The organism is Caulobacter sp. CCNWLW153, assembly GCF_036889365.1.
Lineage (GTDB): Bacteria > Pseudomonadota > Alphaproteobacteria > Caulobacterales > Caulobacteraceae > Caulobacter > Caulobacter radicis.
In genome coordinates, this window is the sequence record NZ_JBAKFV010000004.1 from 345,927 (window position 1) to 367,466 (window position 21,540).

Here is a 21,540-nt window from a genome sequence, read left to right on the forward strand (position 1 = left end):
CCCGGTTGGGGGAGTTGGTGTGGGATCGGCCGGCGCATCGAAAGCTGAAACCTTCCCCCCTTCCGGCCCTTTGGGCCACCTCCCCCAGAGGGGGAGGATCTGGGGAACCGGCCCCAGGATATCCCTCTCCCTATGGGGGAGGGTTTGGGGCGGAGCGCTTTTTACGCGTCCCCTAACGTTCTGCTAACGCAACGCGTGCATAGCTGGGCCTTGGGTGCAAAACGCGCCCTTGGCCAGAAGGCCGCACCGGGAACAACGGGTCGATGCCGCAGAACAGCATCAACACGAACGTCGGGGCGATGATCGCCCTGCAGTCGCTGAACACGATCAATCGTGATCTGGCGACGACGCTGCGCCGTATCGCCACCGGCCTGAAGATCTCATCCCCCAAGGACAATCCCGCCGTCTGGGCGACCGCCAAGATGCAAGCCTCCGAGGCCAAGTCGCTGGACGCCGTGCGCGCCTCGCTGCAGCGCGGCCAGTCGACGGTGGACGTGGCCCTGGCGGCCGGCGACACGGTCACCGACCTGCTCGACCAGATGAAGCAGAAGATGCTGGCCGCGTCGGACCCCAGCCTGACCACCGCCAGCCGCAAGCTGCTGAACGACGACTACGTCTCGCTGCGCAAGCAGATCGACCGCGCCGTCGAGAACGCCAGCTTCAATGGCGTCAACCTGATCTCGGCCGGGAACACCGGCAATATCCGCGCCCTGGCCAACGCCAAGGCCGACCAGACCATCGATGTCGACCACGTGGACCTGTCGACCGGCGGCGCGGCCCTGGCCGGCATGCGCGCCGACCTGCTGACCGCACCCTCCTCGACCGATATCAAGGCCATGGACACGGCCATGCAGAACGTCACCTCGGCCTTGTCGCGGCTGGGCACCCAGGCCAACGGCCTCGACACCCACCTGACCTTCATCGACAAGCTGCAGGACACGCTGGAGGCCTCGGTCGGCCGCCTGATCGACGCCGACATGGCCCAGGAGGCGACCCGCCTGCAGGCCCTGCAGATCAAGCAGCAACTGGCCATCAAGTCGCTGTCGATCGCCAACGCCGCGCCGAGCTATATCCTCAAGCTGTTCGGGGGCTGAGCCCTGCGACCTGGCGGGAGGACAGCATGGACCTGGACGAACGGGAGCGGATCCATTTCGGCGCGATCAACGCGGCCGAGGAATTCGCGGCGACCTGCGCGCGCTATCACGCCGATCCCTATCCCGGCGAAGCCGCCCCGCTGGACCTGGCGATCAACATCCTGATGACCGGCCTTTGGGATCAGGGGTTCAGCCAGACCCAGATTCGCGCGGCTTTCGAGGCGGCCCTGGCCGACATGAACCGCTACGCCGCGGGCGAGGAACGGCGATGACAACGGCCGGGGCGCGGTCATTATCCCACGCGCCCCCTTTTCGATCCGCAGCGTGAGTCGCCATGGCCCAGCATCTCGCACTCCTGTCCCTGCTCGTGCGCGACTATGACGAGGCCCTGGCCTTCTATGTCGGCAAGATGGGCTTTGACCTGGTCGAGGACAGCGAACTGGGCGCGGGCAAGCGCTGGGTGGTGGTCTCGCCCGGTCCGGGCGGCTCGCGCTTCCTGCTGGCCAAGGCGGCCGACGAGCGCCAGGCCGCGATGATCGGCGGCCAGGGCGGCGGCCGTGTCTGGCTGTTCCTGCACACCGACGACTTCGACGGCGACCACGCGCGCCTCAGCGCGGCCGGCGTGACGTTCCTCGAGGAACCGCGCCACGAGGCCTATGGCAGCGTGGCGGTGTTCGAAGACATCTACGGCAATCGCTGGGACCTGCTGCAGCCGCGCGGCAAGGCCTGAGGTCATGCGCATCCTGCTGGCCCTGGTCGCGATCGCCTTTTCATTGGCGACGGGCGCGGCCGGCGCAGCGGAGACGCCGATCCGCGTGCTTTATCTCGACCAGTCGGTCGGCTGGCGCCATCGCCCGGTGACCCGGCCCGCCGAAGGCCTCGCGCCTTCGGAAGCGGCGATGATCGCCATCGGCAAGGCCAGCGGCGCCTTCGAGGCGCAGGTGACGCAGGACGCGCGCGAGATCACGCCCGAACGGCTGAAGGACGTGGACGTGCTGGTGTTCTACACCACCGGCGCGCTGCCGATTTCGCCGCAGGCCTGGGCGGTCGTGCAGCAGCGGTTCGAGGCCGGCAAGCTGGGGTTCGTGGGCCTGCACAGCGCCGCCGACACGGCCTGGGACTATGCCGGGCCAGGGCTCGACTACACGACGATGCTCAACGGCCAGTTCGCCGGCCATCCGTGGACGGAAGACCAGAGGGTCCGGGTCAGGGCGCTCGACAACCATCCCCTGGCCACGCCGTGGGGCCGCAGCGTCGACCTGGTCGAGGAGATCTATCAGTACAAGCGCTTCGACCCGGCCGCCGTGCGGGTGATCCAGAGCCTGGATTTCTCCGGCACGCCGCTGAAGCGGCCCTACGCCGTGCCGGTCAGCTGGGTGCGGAGCGTGGGGAGCGGCCGCCTGTTCTTCACCAATCTCGGCCACAACGAAACGACCTGGGCCGACCCGCGCTTCGCCGAGCAGATCGTGCGGGCGGTGCGCTGGACGGCGTGGCAGGCGCGCGGCGACGATACGCCCAACCCGCGCGAACAGGCGCTCGATCAGGTACGGGCGCTGTTGACCTATGCCGGCGAAACCGATGTCGAGGCGCGGCTGGCGCGGGTAAAGGACCAGGCCTGGCTGCTGGCGGTCGCCAGCCGGATCGCGGCGCTGCGGGAGGTCTATCCCGGCAAGCCGGAGGCGGACCGGACGAGGTTCGAGGCGGCGTATGGAGTGGTGTTGGACGAGGTGATGGGGAAGACCCGTTAGGAACCTCACCCTCTGAGGGAGGCGATCGCGCAGCGATCGGTGGGGGGCGTGGCAGGGAAACAGGCCGCCTTCTCGAAAGCTGAAAACGCCCCCCCTCCGGCCCTCCGGGCCACCTCCCCCAGAGGGGGAGGATCTCTTAGAGCTCAGCCAACTCTCTCGCATGCGCCGCCACGTCCGCCGGCCATTGCGCCAGGCCGGCCTCGAAGCCCTTGCGATCGCCCGCATAGAGCGCCCGCATGGCGGCCTCGAAGCCCGGGGCGTCGCCGGCGGCGGCGCTGGCGAAGCGGTAGGCGGCGTCGCGGGCGCGGCGCTGGCGGTCGGGGGCCTCGGCCTCGCGACGGGCGGCCTCGACCAGCTTGCGCAGGGCCACCGACGCGCCGCCGGGCTGGCCGGCCAGCCAGTCCCAGTGGCGAGGCAGCAGCGTGACCTCGCGGGCGACAACGCCGAGCTTGGGGCGGCCGCGGCCGCGCGGGACTTCCGGTTCCTCGGCCGGCGCCAGGCGGGCGGCGAGGTCCTCGGGGCTTCCGCGCAGGTCGAAGTCCACCTGCCGGCCGTCGGGATCGAAGATCAGGATCGGGGCGTCGGGACGCTGCCCCGCCACCGCCTGGGCGGCCAGAGCGACGGCCAGCTTGTCGCCGACGGCGAGGCGGGCGCCGGATTCGAACAGGGCGTAGGTCATCGGACGAGGTCTACCGCGTTCAGGGTTTCGCACCAGCGCCGGCGACGGTCGGCGAGGCGCAGCGCCCTGCCCTTCGGCTCCAGGCCGTCGTCGTCGATCGTCTCCAGCACCTCGAAGACGAAGCTCGCCTCGCCATGGGCGTTCCAGGCGCCTTGCAGCCGGGCGTTGGGATGCGAGCCGAGCTTCAGGCTGAACCAGACGCCGTTCTTGCGCGTGGCGAGGTTCTCGGTCGCGCCGACGAAGGCCTGGCCGGTGCGCCCGCAGCGCACGGCGTAGACCCCGGGCGAGGGCTTTTCTTCCTTGTAGGCGCGCAGCAGCGCCTTGCGCGGGTTCATGGCCGCCTCCTTGTTGGCGACCTTTTTACCCGGGCAAATTATAGAGTCAATATTACCCGGGTATTTTTCCACGCATCAGCAGGCCGTACAGCGTTCCCGCCAGGACGGCGCCGACGAACCAGGCGTACTGGTAGATGGTGGTCCAGGGCTGGCCGATCCCGGCGAAGGCATGCGGGGCCGCCGCGTGCAGGAAGCCCGGCAGGTTGGGCGCGACCCCGACCGCGAAGGCGATCAGCGCGGCTGGGTTCCAGCCAGACCGGTAGGTATAGGCGCCGGCGCGGTCGTAGAGGGCCGGCACGTCCAGGGCCGTGCGGCGCAGGATCCAGTAGTCGACGATCAGGATCCCGGCGATCGGCCCCAGCAAGGCGCCGTAGCCGGTCAGCCAGACGAAGATGTAGCCGGCGGTGCTCTCCAGCAGCTTCCAGGGCATGATCAGCACGCCGATCCCGGCCGTGATCCAGCCGCCGATGCGGTAGGTGATCCGGCGTGGCCAGAGGGCGGCGAAGTCGTAGGCGGGGCCCACCAGGTTGGCGGCGATGTTGCACGAGACGGTGTCGAGGCTGATGATGACGAGGCCCACCAGCACGGCGACGCCGCCGATGTCGCCCGACAGGGCCACCGGGTCCCAGATCGCCTTGCCGAAGATCAGCACCGTGGCCGAGGTGACCACCACGCTCATCGCCGCAAGCAGGGCCATGGGTCCCGGCAGGCCCAGGGCCTGGCCGAGGATCTGGTCCTTCTGGGTGCGGGCGAAGCGGGTGAAGTCGGGGATGTTCAGCGCCAGCGTGGCCCAGTAGCCGGTCATGGCCGTCACCGCCGGGCCGAAGTCGGCCCAGAAGCGGCCGGCCTTGGCGCCGCCCGGATCATAGGCCGAGGGCTCGTGCAGGATGGGGCCAAGCCCGCCGGCCTTGGACAGCGCCCACCAGACCAGGGCCACGCAGACCACGACCTTGATCGGCGCGGTCCAGGTCTCGAGCTTGCGGACGGTCTCCAGGCCCTTGGTGACGAAGGCCAGCTGGATCAGCCAGAAGGCCAGGAAGGCCAGCAACTGGCCCACCCCGATGCCCAGCAGCGGGATCGGCGGGCCGTCCAGCTTCGCCCCGACCATGACGCCCAGCAGGGTCAGCAGCGCGCCGCCGCCGATCCAGGTCTGGATGCCGTACCAGCCGCAGGCGACGATGGCGCGAGCCAGCGCCGGCAGCCGCGCGCCGCGCCAGCCGAACGAGGCCCGCGCCAGCACCGCATAGGGCACGCCGTGCCGCGCGCCGGCATGGCCGATCAGCAGCATCGGCGCGAGCACGATCAGGTTGCCCAGCAGCACGGCCCAGACGGCCTGGCCCGCCGACATGCCCTGCTCCACCAGGCCCGCGGCCAGCATGTAGGCGGGCACGGCGATGACCATGCCCAGCCACAGGGCGGCGAAATGGCGGGCGCGCCAGGTGCGCTGGGCCGCCGTGGTCGGCGCTAGGTCCTCGTTCCAGAGGTTTCCGCCTTCGTCGCTCATGCGCTCCCCCGAGTTCGCACTCAAGACGCGAGCATGCGCGGCGGCGATCAGGCCGTCACCTTGGAAAACGCCGGTCGCGGAGGGTTTCTAGAAGCTTGCGTAGGCGAAGGTCGCCAGGCCCGCGCCGAACAGCAGCACCAGGGCGACGATGCCCACGCGGTCCCACTGGATGCAGGGGCCGGCGTGGCGCAGCTCGGAGCCTTCAGGCTTGTCGACGTCGCACTTGCGGAAGAACACGGGACGCGCGGAAACACGCATGGCGTGGGCCATGGCTGAACCTCCCTGACGATCATGCGCCTCTGGCGGGCGCGTGGCGGAAGGTTAACACGAACTCGCCCAAAAGGCGAAAAGCTCACTCAGTAAGCGAAGCGGATGCTGAGCCCCACGCGGCGCGGCTGGGGCGAGAAAGACTGCGGCAGCCGGCCGGCGGTGATGAACAGCGGCGCGTCGGAGTCGAGCAGGTTCTCGACGAACACCCCGACCGAGCGCCGACCGACCTCGATCGCCATGCGGCCGTCGATCAGGGTCACGCCGCCGAGATCCCGGCCAGCGCCAGGGCTGACGGACTCGAAGGTCGAGCGGGACTCGCCGACATAGGCGGCCGAACCGTTGAGGACCAGGGAGGCCCCGCCGGCCAACTCGCGGCGGGTCTCGCCCCACAGGGTGAAGGCGACGCGCGGCACGGCCGGCAGGTGGTCGCCCTCGCGCCCCAGGCCCGCCATGGCGCCGGTGGTCTGGTCCTGGGTCAGCACCGCCTCGGTGGCGGCGAAGTTGAACCCGACCTTCGAGCCGCCCCGGCTCCAGGTGGCGTCGAACTCGACCCCGTCGATGCGCGCGCGGCCCAGGTTGGTGACGAAGGCGAAGGCGCCGTTCTCGCTGGTCGCCGAATACTGCATGTCGCGCCAGTCGATGCTGTAGACCGCCAGGTTCGCCGACAGCCGTCCCTCCAGCCAGCGGGACTTCAGGCCCAGCTCACGGTTCCACAGCGTGTCGGAGCCGTAGCCCTGCAGGGCCGCCGGCAAGCCGGGCGCGGTGTTGATGCCGCCGGGCCGAAAGCCCTGCGAGACCTGCATGTAGCCCATCAGGCGCGGGGTGAAGCGGCGCGAGGCCAGGCCCTTGACGCTCCAGCCGTCCTCCTCGACCCGGTTGCGGAAATTGCCGCCGGAGGTGTCGGAGATGACGTTGACCACCAGCACCTCGCCGACGGTCTTCTTGTCGTAGGAGAAGCGGCGGGCGCCGATGGTGATGTCGGAGCGGTCGTCGACCGCCAGCGTCGCCTCGCCATAGACCGCCACCTGGTCGAGGCGGGTGTCGACGATGCGCCGGCCGGTGAAGCCCGCCGCGTCGATCGGCAGGCCAGTGACGGGGTCGGCCACGCGCACCTGGCTGTCGATGGTGTCGCTGCGGGTCTCGGAAAAGACGCCGACCGTCCATTGCAGCGGACCGTCGCGGTCGGAGGTCAGGCGCGCCTCGCGCACGTCGGCGGTCAGGTCGATGGGCTGGTACAGCAGGCCCGGCGTGCGGCTGTCGACGTAGGACGCGTAGGCCCCCATCTGGCCGGCGTCGCAGGCCAGGCTCGCCCCCAGGGCCAGCCAGCGGGCGCAGCCGGCGGCGCTGCCGCGCTCGGCCTGCAAGGTGCCGGTGTAGTCGATCTGGCGGGTGTTGTTCCACTGGTAGTGGGCCAACGAAGCCGAGAAGCGCGCGCCCGGCAGGCGGCTTTCCATCGACAGCGCGCCGAACCAGACCTCGCTGTCGAAGGGCGTACGGACGAAGTTGCGCGAGACGTGCGAGGGCTCGCCTGGCGCCCCGGCGCCGGTGTCGTTCAGGCGCGAGTCCTGGCCGGCCAGCAGCAGGTCGAAACGTATCGCCTCGCTGGGCCGCCAGACCGCCGCCAAGCGCCCGCCGACCGTGCGGCCCGCGTTGACGCCTTGCAGGCCAAGGCGGGCGTTGTCGGAGAAGGCCGCCTCGTCGCGGCGATAGGCGGTCAGGCGCACGGCCGCGCGATCGTCGGCGAAGGCCTTGTTGGCGACGGCGGTGACCGCGCCGCCGGCCCGGCCGCCGACCACCCCGCCCTCGACCTCCAGCCCCATCTGGTCGCGCGACGGGTCGGCGCGGTTGAAGGCCACCTTCATGGCCCCGCCCATGGCGCTGGATCCGTAGAGCGTGCCCTGCGGCCCGCGCAGAACCTCCAGCCGGTCGATATCGACCAGCAGCAGGTCGGGGAACGAGCCGCCCGGATCGGCCGTGGTGCCGCTGGGCCCCGAGACCGGAATGTCGTTGTAGTAGAGGGCCGTCGTCGCCTCGCCCGAGCCGTAGACGCCGCGCAGGGTCATGCGCATGCGGCCCACGCCCGTGCTGGTCAGGGTCAGGCCCGGCAGGCGCTGGGCGGCGCGCTCGAAGGTGACGGCGCCGGTGGCCCGCAGCGCCTCGCCGCTGACCACCCGTATCGACAGCGGCGTGTTCTGCTCGGCGGTAGCGCGGCGAAGGGCGGTGACCATCACCGCGTCGACCTCGGCCGAAACCATGGGCGCGATGGGCAGGGCCGCCGGCGGCGGACGCTCGGACGCGCCGCGCTCGATCAGCAGCCGGCCGCCGTGACGGCGCGCGACCAGGCCCGAGCCGGCCAGAAGGCGCTGCAAAGCCTCGTCGGCCTCCATTCGGCCCCGCACCCGCGGCGCGCGCAGGCCCGTCACCAGGGCCGGATTGAACAGGATCTCGATGTCGGTCTGGGCGGAGAAGGCGGTCAGGGCGCGGGCCATCGGCGTGCCGGCGGCGATGTCGACGCGACGCGGCGCGGCCGCCGCGACCACGGGGGTCGCGAACGCGGCGAGCGCCAGCCAACCGGCGAGCGCGCAGCGGCGATGACGTGTGTGCAATACCCCCGGGGCTCCAGTACGCGGCAGCGCCCCTTCCTTTACTGCTGCGTTCGCCAAAGCCAGTCCCCTCGTCGCCGTTGACCGGCGATCCGGCCCCCTCGCCCGGGCCAGGGGGACCGCGCGGAGGACTCTGCCTGATAATCTGGCAGGCGGGGCGCCCCGACGGCAAGTGCGAGAGTGTGGGTTGACCGCGCCGTCACGCTGCTGACGAATGATCGCAACAAAAAAGACTCGTTGTGTCGGGGACGACGAATGGCGCTGGCGAATCTTGCCGCTGGAGCGCGTGGAAGCGAGGGCCTGGCCCATGCTTCCCTGCCCTACCAGCAGGCCCTGAAGGCTTTCTTCCGCCGAAGAGTGGAAGGCGGCGAGGTCGACGACCTCGTGCAGGAAGTGCTTCTTCGACTGCACAACCGCCGTGACGGCGGCGAGGTGTCGAACCTCGGCAGCTTCATTTTCCAGACCGCCACCAACGTCCTGCTGGACCGTCGCCGCCGCGACACGGTGCGAAAACGCCAGGCGCACTGCGAGCTGGAGGAAATCCACCACCCCCTGGACGAGCTGTCGCCGGACCGTATCCTGCAAGCCAAGGAGCAGGCCGCCGTCGCCGCGGCCGCCCTCGGTGACCTTCCCTTAAGGACGCGCGCTGCATTCATGCTCGTCCGATTTGAAGGCATGAGTTACAAGGCGGCGGCCGCTCAACTGGGACTCTCCGTCAGCGCGGTCGAAAAACATGTCGCCAAGGCTCTCAAGCACCTGACGAGCCGCCTGCAGGAACACGATGCGCCACACCGTCCCAAACCTGGCTTCTTCCGGTGAACCGGACGCCGCGGAATGGGTCGCGCGCCTGCAGAACCGGCCGAACGACCTTGGCCTGCGGCGTGACTTCGATTCCTGGCTGAAGGCCGACCCGGCCAACAAGGACGCCTACGCCTCGGCCTCGGACGCCTGGGCCCGCCTGGGCGCCCTATCGGACGAACCCGAGATTCTCGCCGCCCGCGCCCGCCTGAAGGCCGAGCTGGCCGCCGACCAGAAGCGTCGCCACGCCCGCCCGCAGATGCGCTGGGCCGCGGCCGTCGCCGCCCTGGTCACCGCCGGCGGCTTCGGCACGGCCCTGTGGCTGGCCACCGCGCCGTCGGATCATGCGCCCGCCATCGCCCCCGCCCAGACGGCCCAGATCGTCTATCGCACCGGCGTCGGCGAACAGAAGGTCATCACCCTGGCCGACGGCTCGGTCGCCACCCTGTCGACCGACTCGGTGCTGCGCGTCACCGAGATGGGCGCCCGGCGTGCCCTGACCCTGGATCGCGGCGAAGCCTTCTTCCAGGTGGCCAAGAACCCGCAGCGTCCCTTCGTGGTCACCGCCGACGGCCGCACGGTCACCGCCCTGGGCACGGCGTTCAACGTGCGCATCGATCCGGGCAAGTGGTCGGTCAGCCTGCTGGAAGGCAAGATCCGCGTCGCCGACCCGGCCGCCCACAACAGCGTCGACCTGCTGCCGGGCTCGCGCCTGGAGCAGCAGGCCGGCTCGACCTGGGCCGTGGCCGCCGCCGACGTGGCCGCCCTGACCAGCTGGCGCGACGGCAGCGTCACCTTCGACAACCAGCCGCTGGCCGAGATCGTCGGCGAGCTGAACCGCTATTCGGTGCGCAAGATCCGCATCGACTCGCCGCGTGTGGCCGCCACCCCGATGAGCGGCCGCTTCAAGACCGGCGAAGTCTCCGGCTTCGTCGACGCGCTCAGCGCCTACGGCGCGGCGAAGGTGAAGACCGGCCAAGGCGGCGAGATCGTCCTGGTTTCGCCGTAAGCTAAATCCCTCTCTCTGAGAGAGAGGGAAATATCGTCTACGGTTGAGGAACCGCATCCGCCCTGCGTCATGACTAGGACAGCGGCGCCGTTCGCGCCGTTCGCAGGGAGGCTTTTCGTGACTTCGATCCTCAAGACCGCCGCCGCCGGGCTGGTTGGCGTTTCCATGCTGATGGCCTCAAGCGCCATCGCCGCGCCGCTGAACGCCGCGCAGAAGACCCAGCTGAAGGCGAACGTCGACGCCTACACCCCGCAGATGAACGAAGCGGCCCTGAAGATCTGGGACTACGCCGAGCTGGGCTACCTCGAGGCCAAGAGCACGGTGGTGCTGCAGGATCAGCTGAAGGCCGCCGGCTTCGAGGTGAAGGCGGGCGTCGCCGACGAGCCGACCGCCTTCGTCGCCAGCTTCAAGCAGGGCAAGGGCCCGGTGATCGCCATCCTGGCCGAGTTCGACGCCCTGCCGGGCCTGTCGCAGGCCGCCGCCCCGACCAAGACCCCGCGTCCGGAGACCGACAACGGCCACGGCTGCGGCCATAACCTGTTCGGCGCGGCCTCGGTGGCCGGCGCGGTCGCCCTCAAGGAATGGATGATCCAGAACAAGGTGCAGGGCGAGGTCCGCGTCTACGGCACCCCGGCCGAAGAAGGCGGCTCGGGCAAGGTCTACATGGTGCGCGAAGGCCTGTTCAACGACGTCGACGTGACCCTGCACTGGCACCCGGGCAACGAGAACTCGGCCCGCCAGGGCACCTCGATGGCCAACATCAGCGGCAAGTTCCGCTTCCGTGGCAAGTCCTCGCACGCCTCGGGCGCGCCGTGGGCCGGCCGCTCGGCGCTGGACGGGGTGGAGGTGCTGGACACCGCCGCCAACTTCATGCGCGAGCACATCCCCGACGGCACGCGGATCCACTACGTGATCACCAACGGCGGCAAGGCGCCGAACGTCGTGCCCGACTTCGCCGAGGTCTATTACTACGTCCGCAACAGCGACCCGAAGATCGTGGTCAGCGTCATGGACCGCATCAAGAAGGCGGCCGACGGCGCAGCCATGGCCACCGAGACCACGGTCGAGTTCGAGCAGACCGGCGGCGTCTACAACCTGCTGCCCAACGACGTGCTGGGCAAGGTGATGCATGACAGCCTGACCAGCGTGGGCGGCATAACCTGGACGCCGGAAGAGACCGAGTTCGCCAAGACCCTGGCCAAGAGCCTGAACGGAGGCGGCGGCGACCTGGCCTCGGTGGGCAAGGTGCAGTCCTACGCCCCGGCCGACACCAAGGGCGGCGTCGGCGGCTCGACCGACGTGTCGGACATCTCGTGGGTGACCCCGACCGTGGGCCTGTCGACGGCGACCTTCGTGCCGGGCTCGGCCGGCCACAGCTGGCAGAACGTGGCGGCGGCGGGCTCGTCGATCGGCCTCAAGGGCGCGGCCGTGGCGGCCAAGACCCTGTCGATCACCGGCGCCGAGCTGTTCATGAACCCCAAGCTGATCGCCGACGCCAAGGCCGAGCTGAACGCCCGCCGCGGCGACGGCTTCCAGTACAAGGCCATGGTCGGCGACCGGAAGCCGCCGCTCGACTACCGCAAGCCGGGCGGCGCGGAGTAAGGGCTTCTGGCTCGACGAATGATGTTGGGGCGGCAAGCTTGCTTGCCGCCCCTCTCTTTTGCGCGCCATCCCGGCCGCAGCGAAGCGGAGAGCCGGGGCCCAGGGGCCGCCGCATCGCATCGGCTAGCGTTGGCGGCGGTGAGTTCAAGCGCCGCGCCCAGTCCCCCTGGGTCGGATAAGCGCTGCGCGCTTTCCGGGATGACGACTGTTTTTTAGGGCTGGGTGGAGCAGTCTCTCCCCGCTCCGCCTACAGGAACTTCGGCGCCAGGAAGATGGCCAGGGCCGCGACCAGCCAGGCGACGAGGCCGCCGAGGATGGCCAGGCGATAGTCGACTCGGTCGACCAGCAGCCACGAGACGCCCAGGAAGACGAGATAGGCCGGAATGGTCTTGGCGCCGGCCAGGCACGCGGTGCGGAAGCCGCCGGCCTCGCCCTTGGAGCCGACGGCCAGCAGGGCGATGATCGCGAAGGTCGGGGCCAGCGGCAGGATGCCGGGCAGCACGTCGCCCTTCTTCGAGGCCAGCACGATCAGGGCGGTGACGAGACCGCCCAGCAGGCCCTTCCACAGTATTTCGACAAGCAGCGGCGGCATCAGGCCTGGACGCCCCGCGCCTTCAGCTTGGCCTTCAGCTCCCGCACCGGCCGGGCCAGCAGGAAGCCAAACGACACCGCCCCCTCCTTGGTGTGCACGGCGTGGTGGATGCGATGGGCCTGGATCAGGCGCTTCCAGTAGGCCGACTTGCCCAGCGGAACCTTGAAGCGCTGGTGCACCATGCCGTCGTGGAAGATGAAATAGACCGCGCCATAGGCGGTGATCCCCAGGCCGATCGGCAGCAGCCACGGATGACCGCTGGTCCCGAAATAGATGGCGACGATGGCCGGGGCCGCGAACACCACCGCGAACAGGTCGTTCAGCTCGAAGGCGCCGTGGCGCGGCTCGTGGTGCGAGCGGTGCCAGACCCACCCGAAGCCGTGCATGACGTACTTGTGGGTGAACCAGGCGAAGCCTTCCATGAAGGCGAAGGCCGCCAGGAACAGGGCGACCTTGAGACCGAAGGTGACCATCGCTTCTCTAACTCCAGAGCCGCCGACCTGACTGCAACAGGCCTTCGGCTCCCGTCTTTGTCCTGGCGCAAATGCCGCGCCCTATCGCTGCGGATCGCGCGACAGGAGCTGGGCCAGGACCAGGCCCGCCGCGCCGACGCCGGCCAGCACGATCCAGGCCTTATACACGGCCGCGACCCCGGCGTCGCGCCAGAGCACGGCCTGATAGGCGTCGATCACCCAGGCATGGGGCGTGAACCAGCCGAGGCTCTGAAGCCAGGCGGGCATCAGGAAGCGGGGCGCCATGCTGCCGCCGATCGCCGCCAGCACCAGGATCACGAAGGTCGACAGCATCTGGGCCTGGTCGCGCGTGCGGCACAGCGAGACGAGGCCCAGGGCCAGACCGGCCGAGCAGACGCCGGCCGCCAGCGTGGTGGGCAGCCACAGCGCGAAGTGTTGCAAGGCCTCGACGCCGTAGATGGCCTGCGCCACCACGAAGATCATCACCGCCTGCACGAAGGCCTGGGCGGTCAGGAACAGGAACTTGCCGGTGACCACCGGGCCCATGCCGGCCACGCCCGCCAGCAGGCGGTCGGCGACGCCGGCGCGGCGCTCCTCCATCAGCGACAGCGCCCCCTGCATGGCCGAGAACAGCGCGAACAGGATCATCACCGCGCCGGCGTAGTAGGCGATCACCGCCCCGCCCTTGCGGGCGCCGGCGATGTCCTCGCGGTCGAAGAGGTCGTCCTTCACGGGCTGGGGCTTGGCCCGCAGTTGCTCCGCCGCGGCCTCGATACGGGCCGACTGCACGGGCGTCAGCTCGCCCAGGGCCGGCGCGACGGAGTCGATCGACCGGCGCAGCGCCGCGTCCGGCGCGGCGGCGGCCAATGCCTGCTGGGTGCGGGCCTGGGCCAGGGGCGCGGCGACGGCTCGCGAGGGGTCGGCGACGATCAGGAACGGCTTGCCAGGCTGAGCGGGGTCGGCGCGGATCACGAGACCCGCGTCGACCTGGCCCGACTTGACGCGCGAGCGCACGGTCGCCGCGTCAGGGGCGGTCTCGGCCCGCAGGTCGGGGCTCTTGAGCAGGGCGGCGGCGACCCGGCGCGAGGCGTCGGTGCGGGCCAGATCCGCGACGGCCAACTTGGGTTGCAGGTTGTCGCCCGAGGTTCCGGCGAACACCGACGAGAAGATCAGGAACACCAGCGGCGGCAGCAGGAAGGTCATGACCAGGGCCGCGCGGTCGCGCCACAGCTCCAGCGCCATGACCCGCATCATCGCCAGGGACATGGCCAGCCGCCCGCTCATGCGGCCTTCCGCTCGGCGACGAGGCTGAACAGGTTGGCCAGCGACGGCTGGCGCACGCGGATCTCGCTCGGGGCCAGGCCCAGCTGGCGCAGGCGCGTATCCAGTCGCCCCGCCGCGCCGTAGCCGCCGCTGTCCAGGCGGGTCCAGACGCCAGGACGGCGGGTCGGCTCCAGGCCTTCGGCGGCGAGGTGGATCTCGCCGGCCATGTCGAGGCCTTCCGCCAGGTGGACCAGGATCTCCATCTGGTCGCCGAAGGCCTCGGCCACCAGGGCGCGGGGTTCCCCCTCCAGCACCATCGATCCGTCGCGCAGGAAGCCGACGCGATCGGCCAGGGCCCCCGCCTGGTCCAGGTCGTGGGTGACGATCAGCACGGCCACGCCCAGGTCGCGCAGGTCGCGGATCACCGCGTCGACGGCCTCGCGGGCGTCGATGTCGACGCCGACGGTGGGTTCGTCGAGGATCAGCAGGGTCGGCTGGTGGACGATGGCGGCGGCGATGTTGGCGCGACGCTGGAAGCCGCCCGACAACGTGCGCACCGGCGCATCGGCGCGATCCAGCGTGCGGGTCAGCTCCATGGCCCGGCGCACGGCCGCCGGCGCCTTGGCGCGCGGCACCCCGGCCAGGGTCGCGAAGGTCTCGATGTTCTCGCGCACCGAAAGGTTGGCGTAGAGGGCGATCTCCTGCGGCACGAGGCCCAGCCCCGCGCGGGCGGCGGGCGTGCGGGCCGGATCGGCGCCGTTCAGAAGCACGGTCCCCGCGTCAGGCCGCAGGCGGCCGCAGATGGCCCGCACCAGGGTGGTCTTGCCCGCCCCGTTGTGGCCCAGCAGGGCGTAGATCTCGCCCGGGTGCAGCGACAGGTCGACGCCCTTCAGGACGCGGCGATCGCCATAGGACCGCACCACGCCTTCAGCCACGAGAATGGGGGTCGCCGGAACAGGCTCTGGATTCACGCCGCCGCCTTGCGCCCGGCGAACAGCCGTCCGGCATAGGCCCCCAAGAGACCGCCGCCACCGGCCGCGGCCAGGGCGTTTTCGGCGGCCGCCAGGTGCTCTTCCATGGCCGCGCGGGCCCCGGAGACGCCCAGCCGCGAGACGGCGGTGGTCATGGACGCGTCCTTGCCGGTGTCCTTGCCGGCGGCCTCGACCGAGCCCTCGGCGTCGATCAGGTCGTCGCGGATCTGGAAGGCCAGGCCCACCCGGCGGGCGAACTCGCCCACCTGCTCGACGGCCGCCTCGTCGGCGCCGCCGATCAGCGCCCCGACCTGGGCGGCGGCGATGATCAGCACGCCAGTCTTCTCGTGGTTCAGGCGGTCGATCTGGCTCATGTCGCGCAACTGGTCGCGGTCGAGCAGGTCGCGGGCCTGGCCGGCGACCAGGCCCATGAAGCCCACGGCCTCGGCCGCGCGGGCGCAGACCTCGGCCCGCAGCTCGCCCGAAAGGCCCTTGTCGGCGGCGATCACGGCATAGGCCTGGTTCAGCAGGCCCACGCCCGCGAGGATCGCCGTGGCCTCGTCGAAGGCGCGGTGAATGGTCGGCAGGCCGCGACGCAGGCCCGCATCGTCCATGGCCGGCAGGTCGTCGAGGATCAGCGAGGCGGCGTGGATCATCTCGAAGGCGCAGGCCGCGTCCAGCGCCGCGCCGTCCGACGCGCCGAAGGCCTCGGCGGCCAACAGGGTCAGCATCGGACGAAAGCGCTTGCCCGGCGCCAGCAGCGAATAGCGCACGGCCTCGACCAGGCGGTCCGGCGCGGTGCCGGGCGCCGGGGCCAGTTCGGCCAGGCGGCGGTCGACGCGCGCCCGCAGGCTTTCCATCCGCGTCAGCAGTCCCTGTTGCAAGGCGACCTGATCGTCCATCTCGCGAGTCGAGCTCCCCGCCCCTCCAGGAGCCAGTCATTTGAAGGCGCCCTGTCGCGGCGTCAACCCGAACGGGTGGCGCTTGCCAGGATGTCGGGGAGGTCTTGACCCGGCGCGCGCGGGGCGCGTCCATGAGACATGTCCAAGCCCCTGCCCTCTCCCGCCGACCACGCCCGCGAGATCCTGGCCCGCCTGGGCGTCACCGGCCTTTCCGCCGACGGCGGGACCGCCGTGCGAACGCCGATCGACGGCTCGACGCTGGCCCATGTCGCCTTCGACGACGCCAAGGCCATCGAGGCCAAGGTCGCTGGCGCCGCCCGCGCCTTCCGAAGCTGGCGCTGCGTTCCGGCCCCTCGCCGTGGCGAGCTGGTCCGCCTGCTGGGCGAGGAACTGCGGTCCGCCAAGGCCGATCTTTCCGCCCTGGTGACGCTGGAGGCCGGCAAGATCGCTTCCGAGGGCGCCGGCGAGGTGCAGGAGATGATCGACATCTGCGACTTCGCCGTCGGCCTGTCGCGCCAACTTCATGGCCTCACGATCGCGTCCGAACGCCCCGGCCACGCCATGCGCGAGACCTGGCATCCGCTGGGCCCTGTCGCGGTGATCAGCGCCTTCAACTTCCCGGTCGCGGTGTGGGCGTGGAACGCATGCCTGGCCCTGGTCTGCGGCGATCCGGTGATCTGGAAGCCCTCGGAGAAGACGCCGCTGACGGCCCTGGCCACCCAGGCCCTGCTGGACCGCGCGCTGGCCCGCTTCGGCGACGAGGCTCCGGCGGGCCTGTCGAGCGTGGTGCTGGGCGGCCGCGACGCCGGCGAGCGCCTGGCCCGCGACCCGCGCATCCCGCTGGTCAGCGCCACCGGCTCGACTCGCATGGGCAAGGCCCTGGCCCCCGTCGTCGCCGAACGCTTCGGCCGCTCGATCCTGGAACTGGGCGGCAACAACGCCATGATCGTCACCCCCAGCGCCGACCTGTCGCTGGCCCTGCGCGCCATCGTCTTCTCGGCCGCCGGCACGGCCGGCCAGCGCTGCACGTCCCTGCGCCGGCTGATCGTGCACGAGAGCGTGGTCGAAAAGGTCGCCGACGCCGTCGAGGCCGCCTTCGCCCGCCTGCCTGCCGGGGATCCGCGCCAGGACGGCGTGTTGCTGGGACCGCTGGTCGACAGGGCGTCCTACGAGGCCTTCGTCCACGCCCTCGACCAGGCCCGGGCCGATGGCGCGGCGGTCACCGGCGGCGAGCGGCTGAACGAGACGGAGGCGCCCGAGGCGTTCTACGTCCGCCCCGCCCTGGCCCGCCTGCCAGCGCCGACCGCCGGCATGGCCCGCGAGACCTTCGCGCCCATCCTCTATGTCGTGCCCTATGCCGAGTTCGACGATGCGGTGGCGATGCAGAACGACGTCCCCCAGGGCCTGTCGTCCTGCGTGATGACCAACGACGTGCGCGAGGCTGAAGGCTTCCTGGGCCCCTGGGGCAGCGACTGCGGCATCGCCAACGTCAATATCGGCCCGTCGGGCGCCGAGATCGGAGGGGCGTTCGGCGGCGAGAAGGAGACCGGCGGTGGACGCGAAAGCGGCTCGGACGCCTGGAAGCAGTACATGCGCCGCCAGACCGCCACCGTGAACTATTCCGGCGCCCTGCCGCTTGCCCAGGGCGTGCGGTTCGACCTGTAGGACAAGCTGCGCCATATAAACTTTTTGCGAGAGTGAAGAAAATCACACCCTGGAATTGCATCCGCTCATAGCGTGCGCTCCGCTCATTCCCGAGCCGGAGGCAAACGTCATGTCGGCCTATCCCATCGCCATCTACGGCAACGGCCTGTTCCAGGACGGCTATCCCACCCCGCCCGTGCCCTACGCCACGCAGGCGCAGCAGCTGAACCAGGGGATCACCACCGTGATCCTGTGGTCGATCCATATCCATGACGGCGGCGACCTCTACCTGAACGACACGCTGTTCGTCAGCAAAGGCCAGATCAAGTACGCCACCGACGGCTCGAGCGGCGTCAATCCGGACTATCCAGCCCTGGTGAAGCAGTTGATGAGCGGCGGCAGCGTGCGCGACCTGCTGGTCTCGGTCGGCGCCTGGGGCACCACCAGCGACTTCACCGCCTGGCTGGGCTCGCGCGAACAGGTGAAGACGAACCTGGCCGTGCTGCAGTCGACGTTCGGGATCACCGGCGTCGATTTCGACTACGAGGGCGACTACACCTCCAGCGACCGCAAGATGATCGTCACCCTGACGCTCGACGTCGGCTCGCTGGGCCTCTACGCCACCTACTGCCCCTACACCGCCACCGACTTCTGGACCGGCTGCCTGGCCGACGTCTACGCCCAGAACAACAGCCAGCAGATCGTCAAGTGGATGAACCTGCAGTGCTACGCCGGCGGCGCGGGCAACGACCCGACCCAATGGGCGCAAGCCGTGCAGCAGACGCCCAACACCGGCGTCGCCAACCCCTACGCCTTCATCGTGCCCGGCTATGCCGTCGAAGGCGCGCAGGGCGAAGGCCCAGCCGCCATCCAGCAGGTGTTCTCGCAGTTGGCCGGCTCGGGCATCACCGGCGGCTTCCTGTGGAACAGCGGCGGCATCTTCTCGACCGAGCCCACCGGCGGTCCGACGCCGGCCGACTACGCCGCGGCGATCAACAACGGCCTGGGCGCCTCGACCTCGGCCCGCGAGGCGGTCGACGCCTGACATCACCTCGACGCCCTCCTGCCCCCGCTCCGGCCGGTCCGCGAGCGGGGGGCTTTATGGGTCGCATCGCCGGACGCATCACCCTAGGGTAACCGCGACTTCAATGGTCGTGAGGTGAGCGTGCAGACTGTCGAGATCGTCCTGGCCCTTCTGGCCGCTGTCGTCCTGAGCGGCGCGGCCGCCCGGTTCCTGCCTCTCGCCGTTCCCGCGCCCCTGGTGCAGATCGGCCTGGGCGCCCTGATCGCGATGGTCACCAAGACGCCGGTATCGCTCGACCCGCACCTCTTCTTCCTGCTGTTCCTGCCGCCGCTGCTGTTCCTCGACGGCTGGCGCATTCCCAAGGACGAGTTCTTCAAGGACTTGCCGATCATCCTCGAGCTGGCGCTGGGGCTGGTGGTGCTGACCGTGGTCGGGGTCGGCTTCCTGATCCACTGGATGATCCCGTCCATGCCGCTGGCCGTGGCCTTCGCCCTGGCAGCGGTGATCTCGCCCACCGACCCGATCGCGGTCTCGGCCATCGCCCAGCGGGTGCCGATCCCCAAGCGGCTGATGCACATCCTCGAGGGCGAGTCGCTGCTGAACGACGCCTCGGGCCTGGTCTGCCTGCGCTTCGCCATCGCCGCGGCCCTGACCGGGAGCTTCGTGCTGCACGAGGCGGTGCTGAACTTCGCCTGGGTGGCCCTGGCGGGTATCGCCATCGGCGTGGTCACCACCCTGGTCGTCACCACCCTCAACGCCTGGCTGACCCGCGCCGGCGCCGAGGACGCCGGCCCCCAGACCCTGGTCAGCCTGCTGATCCCGTTCGCCGCCTACCTGCTGGCCGAGCGGGTGCACGCCTCGGGCATCCTGGCCGCCGTCGCCGCCGGCGTGGCCATGAGCTTCTCGGAAGTCGCCCGCCAGACCGTCGCCGCCACGCGCGTCCGTCGCAACATGGTCTGGGACACCCTGCAGTTCACCGCCAACGGCGTGATCTTCGTGCTGCTGGGCGAGCAGTTGCCCTCGATCCTGGCCGGGGCGGTCGAGACCGTCCGCTCCACCGGCCATCACGAGCCCTGGTGGCTGGCGATCTATGTCGTGGCCATCACGCTGAGCCTGGGGGTGCTGCGCTTCGCCTGGGTGTGGGGCTCGCTGAAGCTGACCCTGCTGCGGGCGCGCCGGCGCGGCGACCATCCGGTCAGCCCGGACTGGAAGATCATCACCGCCACGGCCTGCGCCGGCGCGCGGGGCGCCATCACCCTGGCCGGCGTACTCACATTGCCGCTGGTCACCGCCACGGGCGAGGCCTTCCCGGCCCGGGACCTGGCCATCTTCCTGGCGGCCGGCGTGATCGTGCTGTCGCTGCTGATCTCCAGCATCGCCCTGCCTCTGCTGATGAAGAACCTGCAACTGCCGCCCGAGACGACGGGCCTTGAAGCGGCCGAACAGGCCCGGGCGACCCTGGCCATCGCCGCCGTCCATGCCATCGAGCACATGCAGTCGTCCTCGCCCCACGCCGCCGACGCCGACTTCCAGACGGCCTCGGCCCGGGTGGTCGACGTCTATCGCGACCGCCTGGACGGCCTGACCCAAACCGGCGAGGTGGCGCTGGCCGCCCGTCGCGGCCGGGGCTTCGAGAAGGAGGTTCGCCTGGTCGCCGTGCAGGCCGAACGCCAGGCGCTGCACAAGCTCCTGCGCCAGCGGGCCGTGGACGGCGCCATCCAGGCCAAGCTGACGCGCGAACTCGACCTGGCCGAGGCGCGTCTGCGGATCTGACGCTCAGAGCGTCAGCGACACGTCGATGATCGCCCCGGCGCCGGGGGTGAACGGGCCCCAGTCCTTGTGGATCGGAGCGCCGGCCTTGTCGGCGCCGGCCAGGCTCAGGGTGTAGGTGGTTCCGGGCGCCAGCACGTGGCCGGCCACCGGCGGAAAGCGCATCTGGTTGGAGACGAAATCGCTCGCCCAGGGCGGCGGGGCCGTCTTGCCGCTGATCATGCCGACCAGCACGGCCGGGCCGGCGTCGCTCAGCAGCAGCACCTGCACGGGGCCGACGGCGTCCTTGCGCTGCAAGGTGACGCTGAACCAGGCCTCGGTGGCCGCCGGGCGCGGCGTCGCGCCTTCGGCGGGGCCGATGCGCCGGAAGCCCAGGGCCTTGAGGATGTTGTTCACCCCGGCGCTGCCGCCGGCCAGGACGAGGCCGGTGATGAAGACGCCCAGCCCCCCGAGCGGCGACACCTCGCCCTGCCCGCCATAAAGGGCCTGGTACAGCGAGGCGACGACGTCGAACTTCAGCCCGTGGGCCACCAGCCAGCCGACGATCACGGCGACGGGGGTGCGCAGGCCCCGGCTGCTGAAATGGTTCTGGAAGACGCGCCAGCCGAACAGCACCGCCAGGGCCGACTCCAGCACCACGGCGATGGCCAGCACGCCGAACAGGATGCGGAAGATGGTCTCGTATTCCAGCGCCGAAAGGTCGGCGGCCTCGGCGCGATCCTGGGCCTCGCCCGTGAGGGCTCCATCGGGCGACGGGACCGGCGTGGCGGCGGGCGTCGAGAAGGTCACCGTCCCGTCCTGGAGCGGCGGAGCCTGGGCCGGCGTCTGGGCGTGCGCGGCGCCGAGCCCCAGCGCGGCGGCCAGGCAGAGCGCGGCCATCCCGCGCGCCCAATGGTTCGTCTTCATGGTCCCCCCCCGAATTGTCGAGGCCCTACACAACCACGAAGCGATGATGCGGATCAATGTTATCGGAGGGCGTATAGTCTCCCCCTGAATGGGGAGGTGGCCCAGAGGGGGAGTTGTTCCTGAGGCCGAACACCTCTCCCGTAAAATCCCCGCGAAAGCGGGGACCCAGGCTTTTTCTGAAACCCACGGCGCTCGACGATAAAACACCTGGGTCCCCGCTTTCGCGGGGATTTTACGGATTAGGGATGGCGGGAGCCTCTTCCCCCTCAGTCGCCCAGCATCGTCAAAGCGGAATGTTGTCGTGCTTCTTGGCGGGGTTGGTGAGGACCTTGCCCTTCAGCGAGTGCAGGGCC

The 21,540-nt window shown here is 70.4% G+C and carries 21 protein-coding genes; 10 read left to right on the forward strand and 11 right to left on the reverse strand.

The window, feature by feature from the left end; genetic code table 11:
• Positions 1–263 precede the first annotated feature (263 nt).
• The 4 genes from V6S85_RS09175 to V6S85_RS09190 all read left to right on the forward strand — a co-directional run bounded on the left by V6S85_RS09175 (position 264) and on the right by V6S85_RS09190 (position 2,842).
• Positions 264–1,094, forward strand: a complete 831-nt coding sequence (locus tag V6S85_RS09175; protein ID WP_116489477.1) for a flagellin — start codon at positions 264–266, stop codon at positions 1,092–1,094.
• A gap of 26 nt (positions 1,095–1,120) precedes the next feature.
• Positions 1,121–1,366, forward strand: coding sequence for a hypothetical protein (locus V6S85_RS09180; RefSeq protein ID WP_334348757.1), 246 nt, complete (start codon positions 1,121–1,123; stop codon positions 1,364–1,366).
• A 62-nt stretch (positions 1,367–1,428) separates the two neighbouring features.
• Entirely contained in the window at positions 1,429–1,824 is a 396-nt protein-coding gene (locus V6S85_RS09185; RefSeq protein ID WP_334348758.1) for a VOC family protein, read from the forward strand.
• Between the two features lie 4 nt (positions 1,825–1,828).
• Positions 1,829–2,842: a ThuA domain-containing protein gene (locus V6S85_RS09190; RefSeq protein ID WP_334348759.1), complete on the forward strand. Its 1,014-nt coding sequence runs from the start codon at positions 1,829–1,831 to the stop codon at positions 2,840–2,842.
• A gap of 136 nt (positions 2,843–2,978) precedes the next feature.
• Here the strand turns inward: V6S85_RS09190 and V6S85_RS09195 are convergent, their stop codons facing one another.
• The 5 genes from V6S85_RS09195 to V6S85_RS09215 form a co-directional block, all read right to left on the reverse strand.
• Positions 2,979–3,521, reverse strand: a complete 543-nt coding sequence (locus V6S85_RS09195) for a DUF2239 family protein (RefSeq protein ID WP_334348760.1) — start codon at positions 3,519–3,521, stop codon at positions 2,979–2,981.
• A complete protein-coding gene (locus tag V6S85_RS09200) occupies positions 3,518–3,856 on the reverse strand; it encodes a GIY-YIG nuclease family protein (protein ID WP_334348761.1) in 339 nt (112 codons plus the stop codon). Before V6S85_RS09200 ends, V6S85_RS09195 begins: the two co-directional genes overlap by 4 nt.
• Before the next feature lie 52 nt (positions 3,857–3,908).
• Entirely contained in the window at positions 3,909–5,360 is a 1,452-nt protein-coding gene (locus V6S85_RS09205) for an NCS1 family nucleobase:cation symporter-1 (protein WP_334348762.1), read from the reverse strand.
• An 87-nt stretch (positions 5,361–5,447) separates the two neighbouring features.
• Positions 5,448–5,630, reverse strand: coding sequence for a hypothetical protein (locus V6S85_RS09210; RefSeq protein WP_116570143.1), 183 nt, complete (start codon positions 5,628–5,630; stop codon positions 5,448–5,450).
• An 86-nt stretch (positions 5,631–5,716) separates the two neighbouring features.
• Positions 5,717–8,236, reverse strand: coding sequence for a TonB-dependent receptor domain-containing protein (locus V6S85_RS09215; RefSeq protein ID WP_334348763.1), 2,520 nt, complete (start codon positions 8,234–8,236; stop codon positions 5,717–5,719).
• Between the two features lie 252 nt (positions 8,237–8,488).
• On the opposite strand from V6S85_RS09215, the gene V6S85_RS09220 reads away from it, so the two are divergent.
• From V6S85_RS09220 to V6S85_RS09230, 3 genes are all read left to right on the forward strand, one after another.
• Complete coding sequence (locus V6S85_RS09220; protein ID WP_101711944.1) at positions 8,489–9,052, forward strand: RNA polymerase sigma factor; 564 nt, start codon at positions 8,489–8,491, stop codon at positions 9,050–9,052.
• The gene (locus V6S85_RS09225; RefSeq protein WP_334348764.1) at positions 9,015–10,040 is read left to right on the forward strand and encodes a FecR family protein; all 1,026 of its coding nucleotides are present in this window, start codon (positions 9,015–9,017) and stop codon (positions 10,038–10,040) included. The genes V6S85_RS09220 and V6S85_RS09225 overlap by 38 nt, the downstream gene beginning before the upstream one ends.
• 117 nt (positions 10,041–10,157) lie before the next feature.
• Complete coding sequence (locus V6S85_RS09230; protein ID WP_334348765.1) at positions 10,158–11,642, forward strand: amidohydrolase; 1,485 nt, start codon at positions 10,158–10,160, stop codon at positions 11,640–11,642.
• 247 nt (positions 11,643–11,889) lie between these two features.
• On the opposite strand, the gene V6S85_RS09235 is transcribed toward V6S85_RS09230, so the two are convergent.
• From V6S85_RS09235 to V6S85_RS09255, 5 genes are all read right to left on the reverse strand, one after another.
• On the reverse strand, positions 11,890–12,234 hold the full coding sequence (locus tag V6S85_RS09235; RefSeq protein WP_334348766.1) for a GlpM family protein: 345 nt from the start codon (positions 12,232–12,234) through the stop codon (positions 11,890–11,892).
• Positions 12,234–12,707, reverse strand: coding sequence for a sterol desaturase family protein (locus tag V6S85_RS09240; protein WP_334348767.1), 474 nt, complete (start codon positions 12,705–12,707; stop codon positions 12,234–12,236). The genes V6S85_RS09235 and V6S85_RS09240 overlap by 1 nt, the downstream gene beginning before the upstream one ends.
• An 81-nt stretch (positions 12,708–12,788) precedes the next feature.
• Positions 12,789–13,991, reverse strand: a complete 1,203-nt coding sequence (locus V6S85_RS09245) for an ABC transporter permease (protein WP_116570148.1) — start codon at positions 13,989–13,991, stop codon at positions 12,789–12,791.
• Positions 13,988–14,941 (reverse strand): ABC transporter ATP-binding protein, encoded by a 954-nt coding sequence (locus tag V6S85_RS09250; protein ID WP_334348769.1) that lies wholly within the window; start codon positions 14,939–14,941, stop codon positions 13,988–13,990. Before V6S85_RS09250 ends, V6S85_RS09245 begins: the two co-directional genes overlap by 4 nt.
• Positions 14,938–15,843, reverse strand: a complete 906-nt coding sequence (locus tag V6S85_RS09255; protein WP_334348770.1) for a polyprenyl synthetase family protein — start codon at positions 15,841–15,843, stop codon at positions 14,938–14,940. The genes V6S85_RS09250 and V6S85_RS09255 overlap by 4 nt, the downstream gene beginning before the upstream one ends.
• Before the next feature lie 138 nt (positions 15,844–15,981).
• Between V6S85_RS09255 and amaB the strand changes: the two genes are divergently transcribed.
• The 3 genes from amaB to V6S85_RS09270 all read left to right on the forward strand — a co-directional run bounded on the left by amaB (position 15,982) and on the right by V6S85_RS09270 (position 20,284).
• On the forward strand, positions 15,982–17,508 hold the full coding sequence (amaB, locus tag V6S85_RS09260; RefSeq protein ID WP_334348771.1) for an L-piperidine-6-carboxylate dehydrogenase: 1,527 nt from the start codon (positions 15,982–15,984) through the stop codon (positions 17,506–17,508).
• Between the two features lie 109 nt (positions 17,509–17,617).
• Positions 17,618–18,532 carry a hypothetical protein gene (locus tag V6S85_RS09265; RefSeq protein WP_116570152.1) on the forward strand — a complete coding sequence of 305 codons (915 nt, stop codon included), beginning with the start codon at positions 17,618–17,620 and terminating at the stop codon, positions 18,530–18,532.
• A gap of 120 nt (positions 18,533–18,652) precedes the next feature.
• Positions 18,653–20,284 (forward strand): Na+/H+ antiporter, encoded by a 1,632-nt coding sequence (locus V6S85_RS09270; RefSeq protein WP_334348772.1) that lies wholly within the window; start codon positions 18,653–18,655, stop codon positions 20,282–20,284.
• A gap of 3 nt (positions 20,285–20,287) precedes the next feature.
• Here V6S85_RS09270 and V6S85_RS09275 read toward each other — a convergent pair whose 3' ends face one another.
• Positions 20,288–21,187, reverse strand: coding sequence for a hypothetical protein (locus V6S85_RS09275; protein WP_334348773.1), 900 nt, complete (start codon positions 21,185–21,187; stop codon positions 20,288–20,290).
• Positions 21,188–21,540 lie beyond the last annotated feature (353 nt).

Coding starts and splice junctions, on each gene's coding strand:
- V6S85_RS09175 (WP_116489477.1), top strand. CDS start 264: ATGCCGCAGAACAGCATCAACACGAACGTCGGGGCGATGATCGCCCTG.
- V6S85_RS09180 (WP_334348757.1), top strand. CDS start 1,121: ATGGACCTGGACGAACGGGAGCGGATCCATTTCGGCGCGATCAACGCG.
- V6S85_RS09185 (WP_334348758.1), top strand. CDS start 1,429: ATGGCCCAGCATCTCGCACTCCTGTCCCTGCTCGTGCGCGACTATGAC.
- V6S85_RS09190 (WP_334348759.1), top strand. CDS start 1,829: ATGCGCATCCTGCTGGCCCTGGTCGCGATCGCCTTTTCATTGGCGACG.
- V6S85_RS09195 (WP_334348760.1), bottom strand. CDS start 3,521: ATGACCTACGCCCTGTTCGAATCCGGCGCCCGCCTCGCCGTCGGCGAC.
- V6S85_RS09200 (WP_334348761.1), bottom strand. CDS start 3,856: ATGAACCCGCGCAAGGCGCTGCTGCGCGCCTACAAGGAAGAAAAGCCC.
- V6S85_RS09205 (WP_334348762.1), bottom strand. CDS start 5,360: ATGAGCGACGAAGGCGGAAACCTCTGGAACGAGGACCTAGCGCCGACC.
- V6S85_RS09210 (WP_116570143.1), bottom strand. CDS start 5,630: ATGGCCCACGCCATGCGTGTTTCCGCGCGTCCCGTGTTCTTCCGCAAG.
- V6S85_RS09220 (WP_101711944.1), top strand. CDS start 8,489: ATGGCGCTGGCGAATCTTGCCGCTGGAGCGCGTGGAAGCGAGGGCCTG.
- V6S85_RS09225 (WP_334348764.1), top strand. CDS start 9,015: ATGCGCCACACCGTCCCAAACCTGGCTTCTTCCGGTGAACCGGACGCC.
- V6S85_RS09235 (WP_334348766.1), bottom strand. CDS start 12,234: ATGCCGCCGCTGCTTGTCGAAATACTGTGGAAGGGCCTGCTGGGCGGT.
- V6S85_RS09240 (WP_334348767.1), bottom strand. CDS start 12,707: ATGGTCACCTTCGGTCTCAAGGTCGCCCTGTTCCTGGCGGCCTTCGCC.
- V6S85_RS09245 (WP_116570148.1), bottom strand. CDS start 13,991: ATGAGCGGGCGGCTGGCCATGTCCCTGGCGATGATGCGGGTCATGGCG.
- V6S85_RS09255 (WP_334348770.1), bottom strand. CDS start 15,843: ATGGACGATCAGGTCGCCTTGCAACAGGGACTGCTGACGCGGATGGAA.
- amaB (WP_334348771.1), top strand. CDS start 15,982: ATGTCCAAGCCCCTGCCCTCTCCCGCCGACCACGCCCGCGAGATCCTG.
- V6S85_RS09265 (WP_116570152.1), top strand. CDS start 17,618: ATGTCGGCCTATCCCATCGCCATCTACGGCAACGGCCTGTTCCAGGAC.
- V6S85_RS09275 (WP_334348773.1), bottom strand. CDS start 21,187: ATGAAGACGAACCATTGGGCGCGCGGGATGGCCGCGCTCTGCCTGGCC.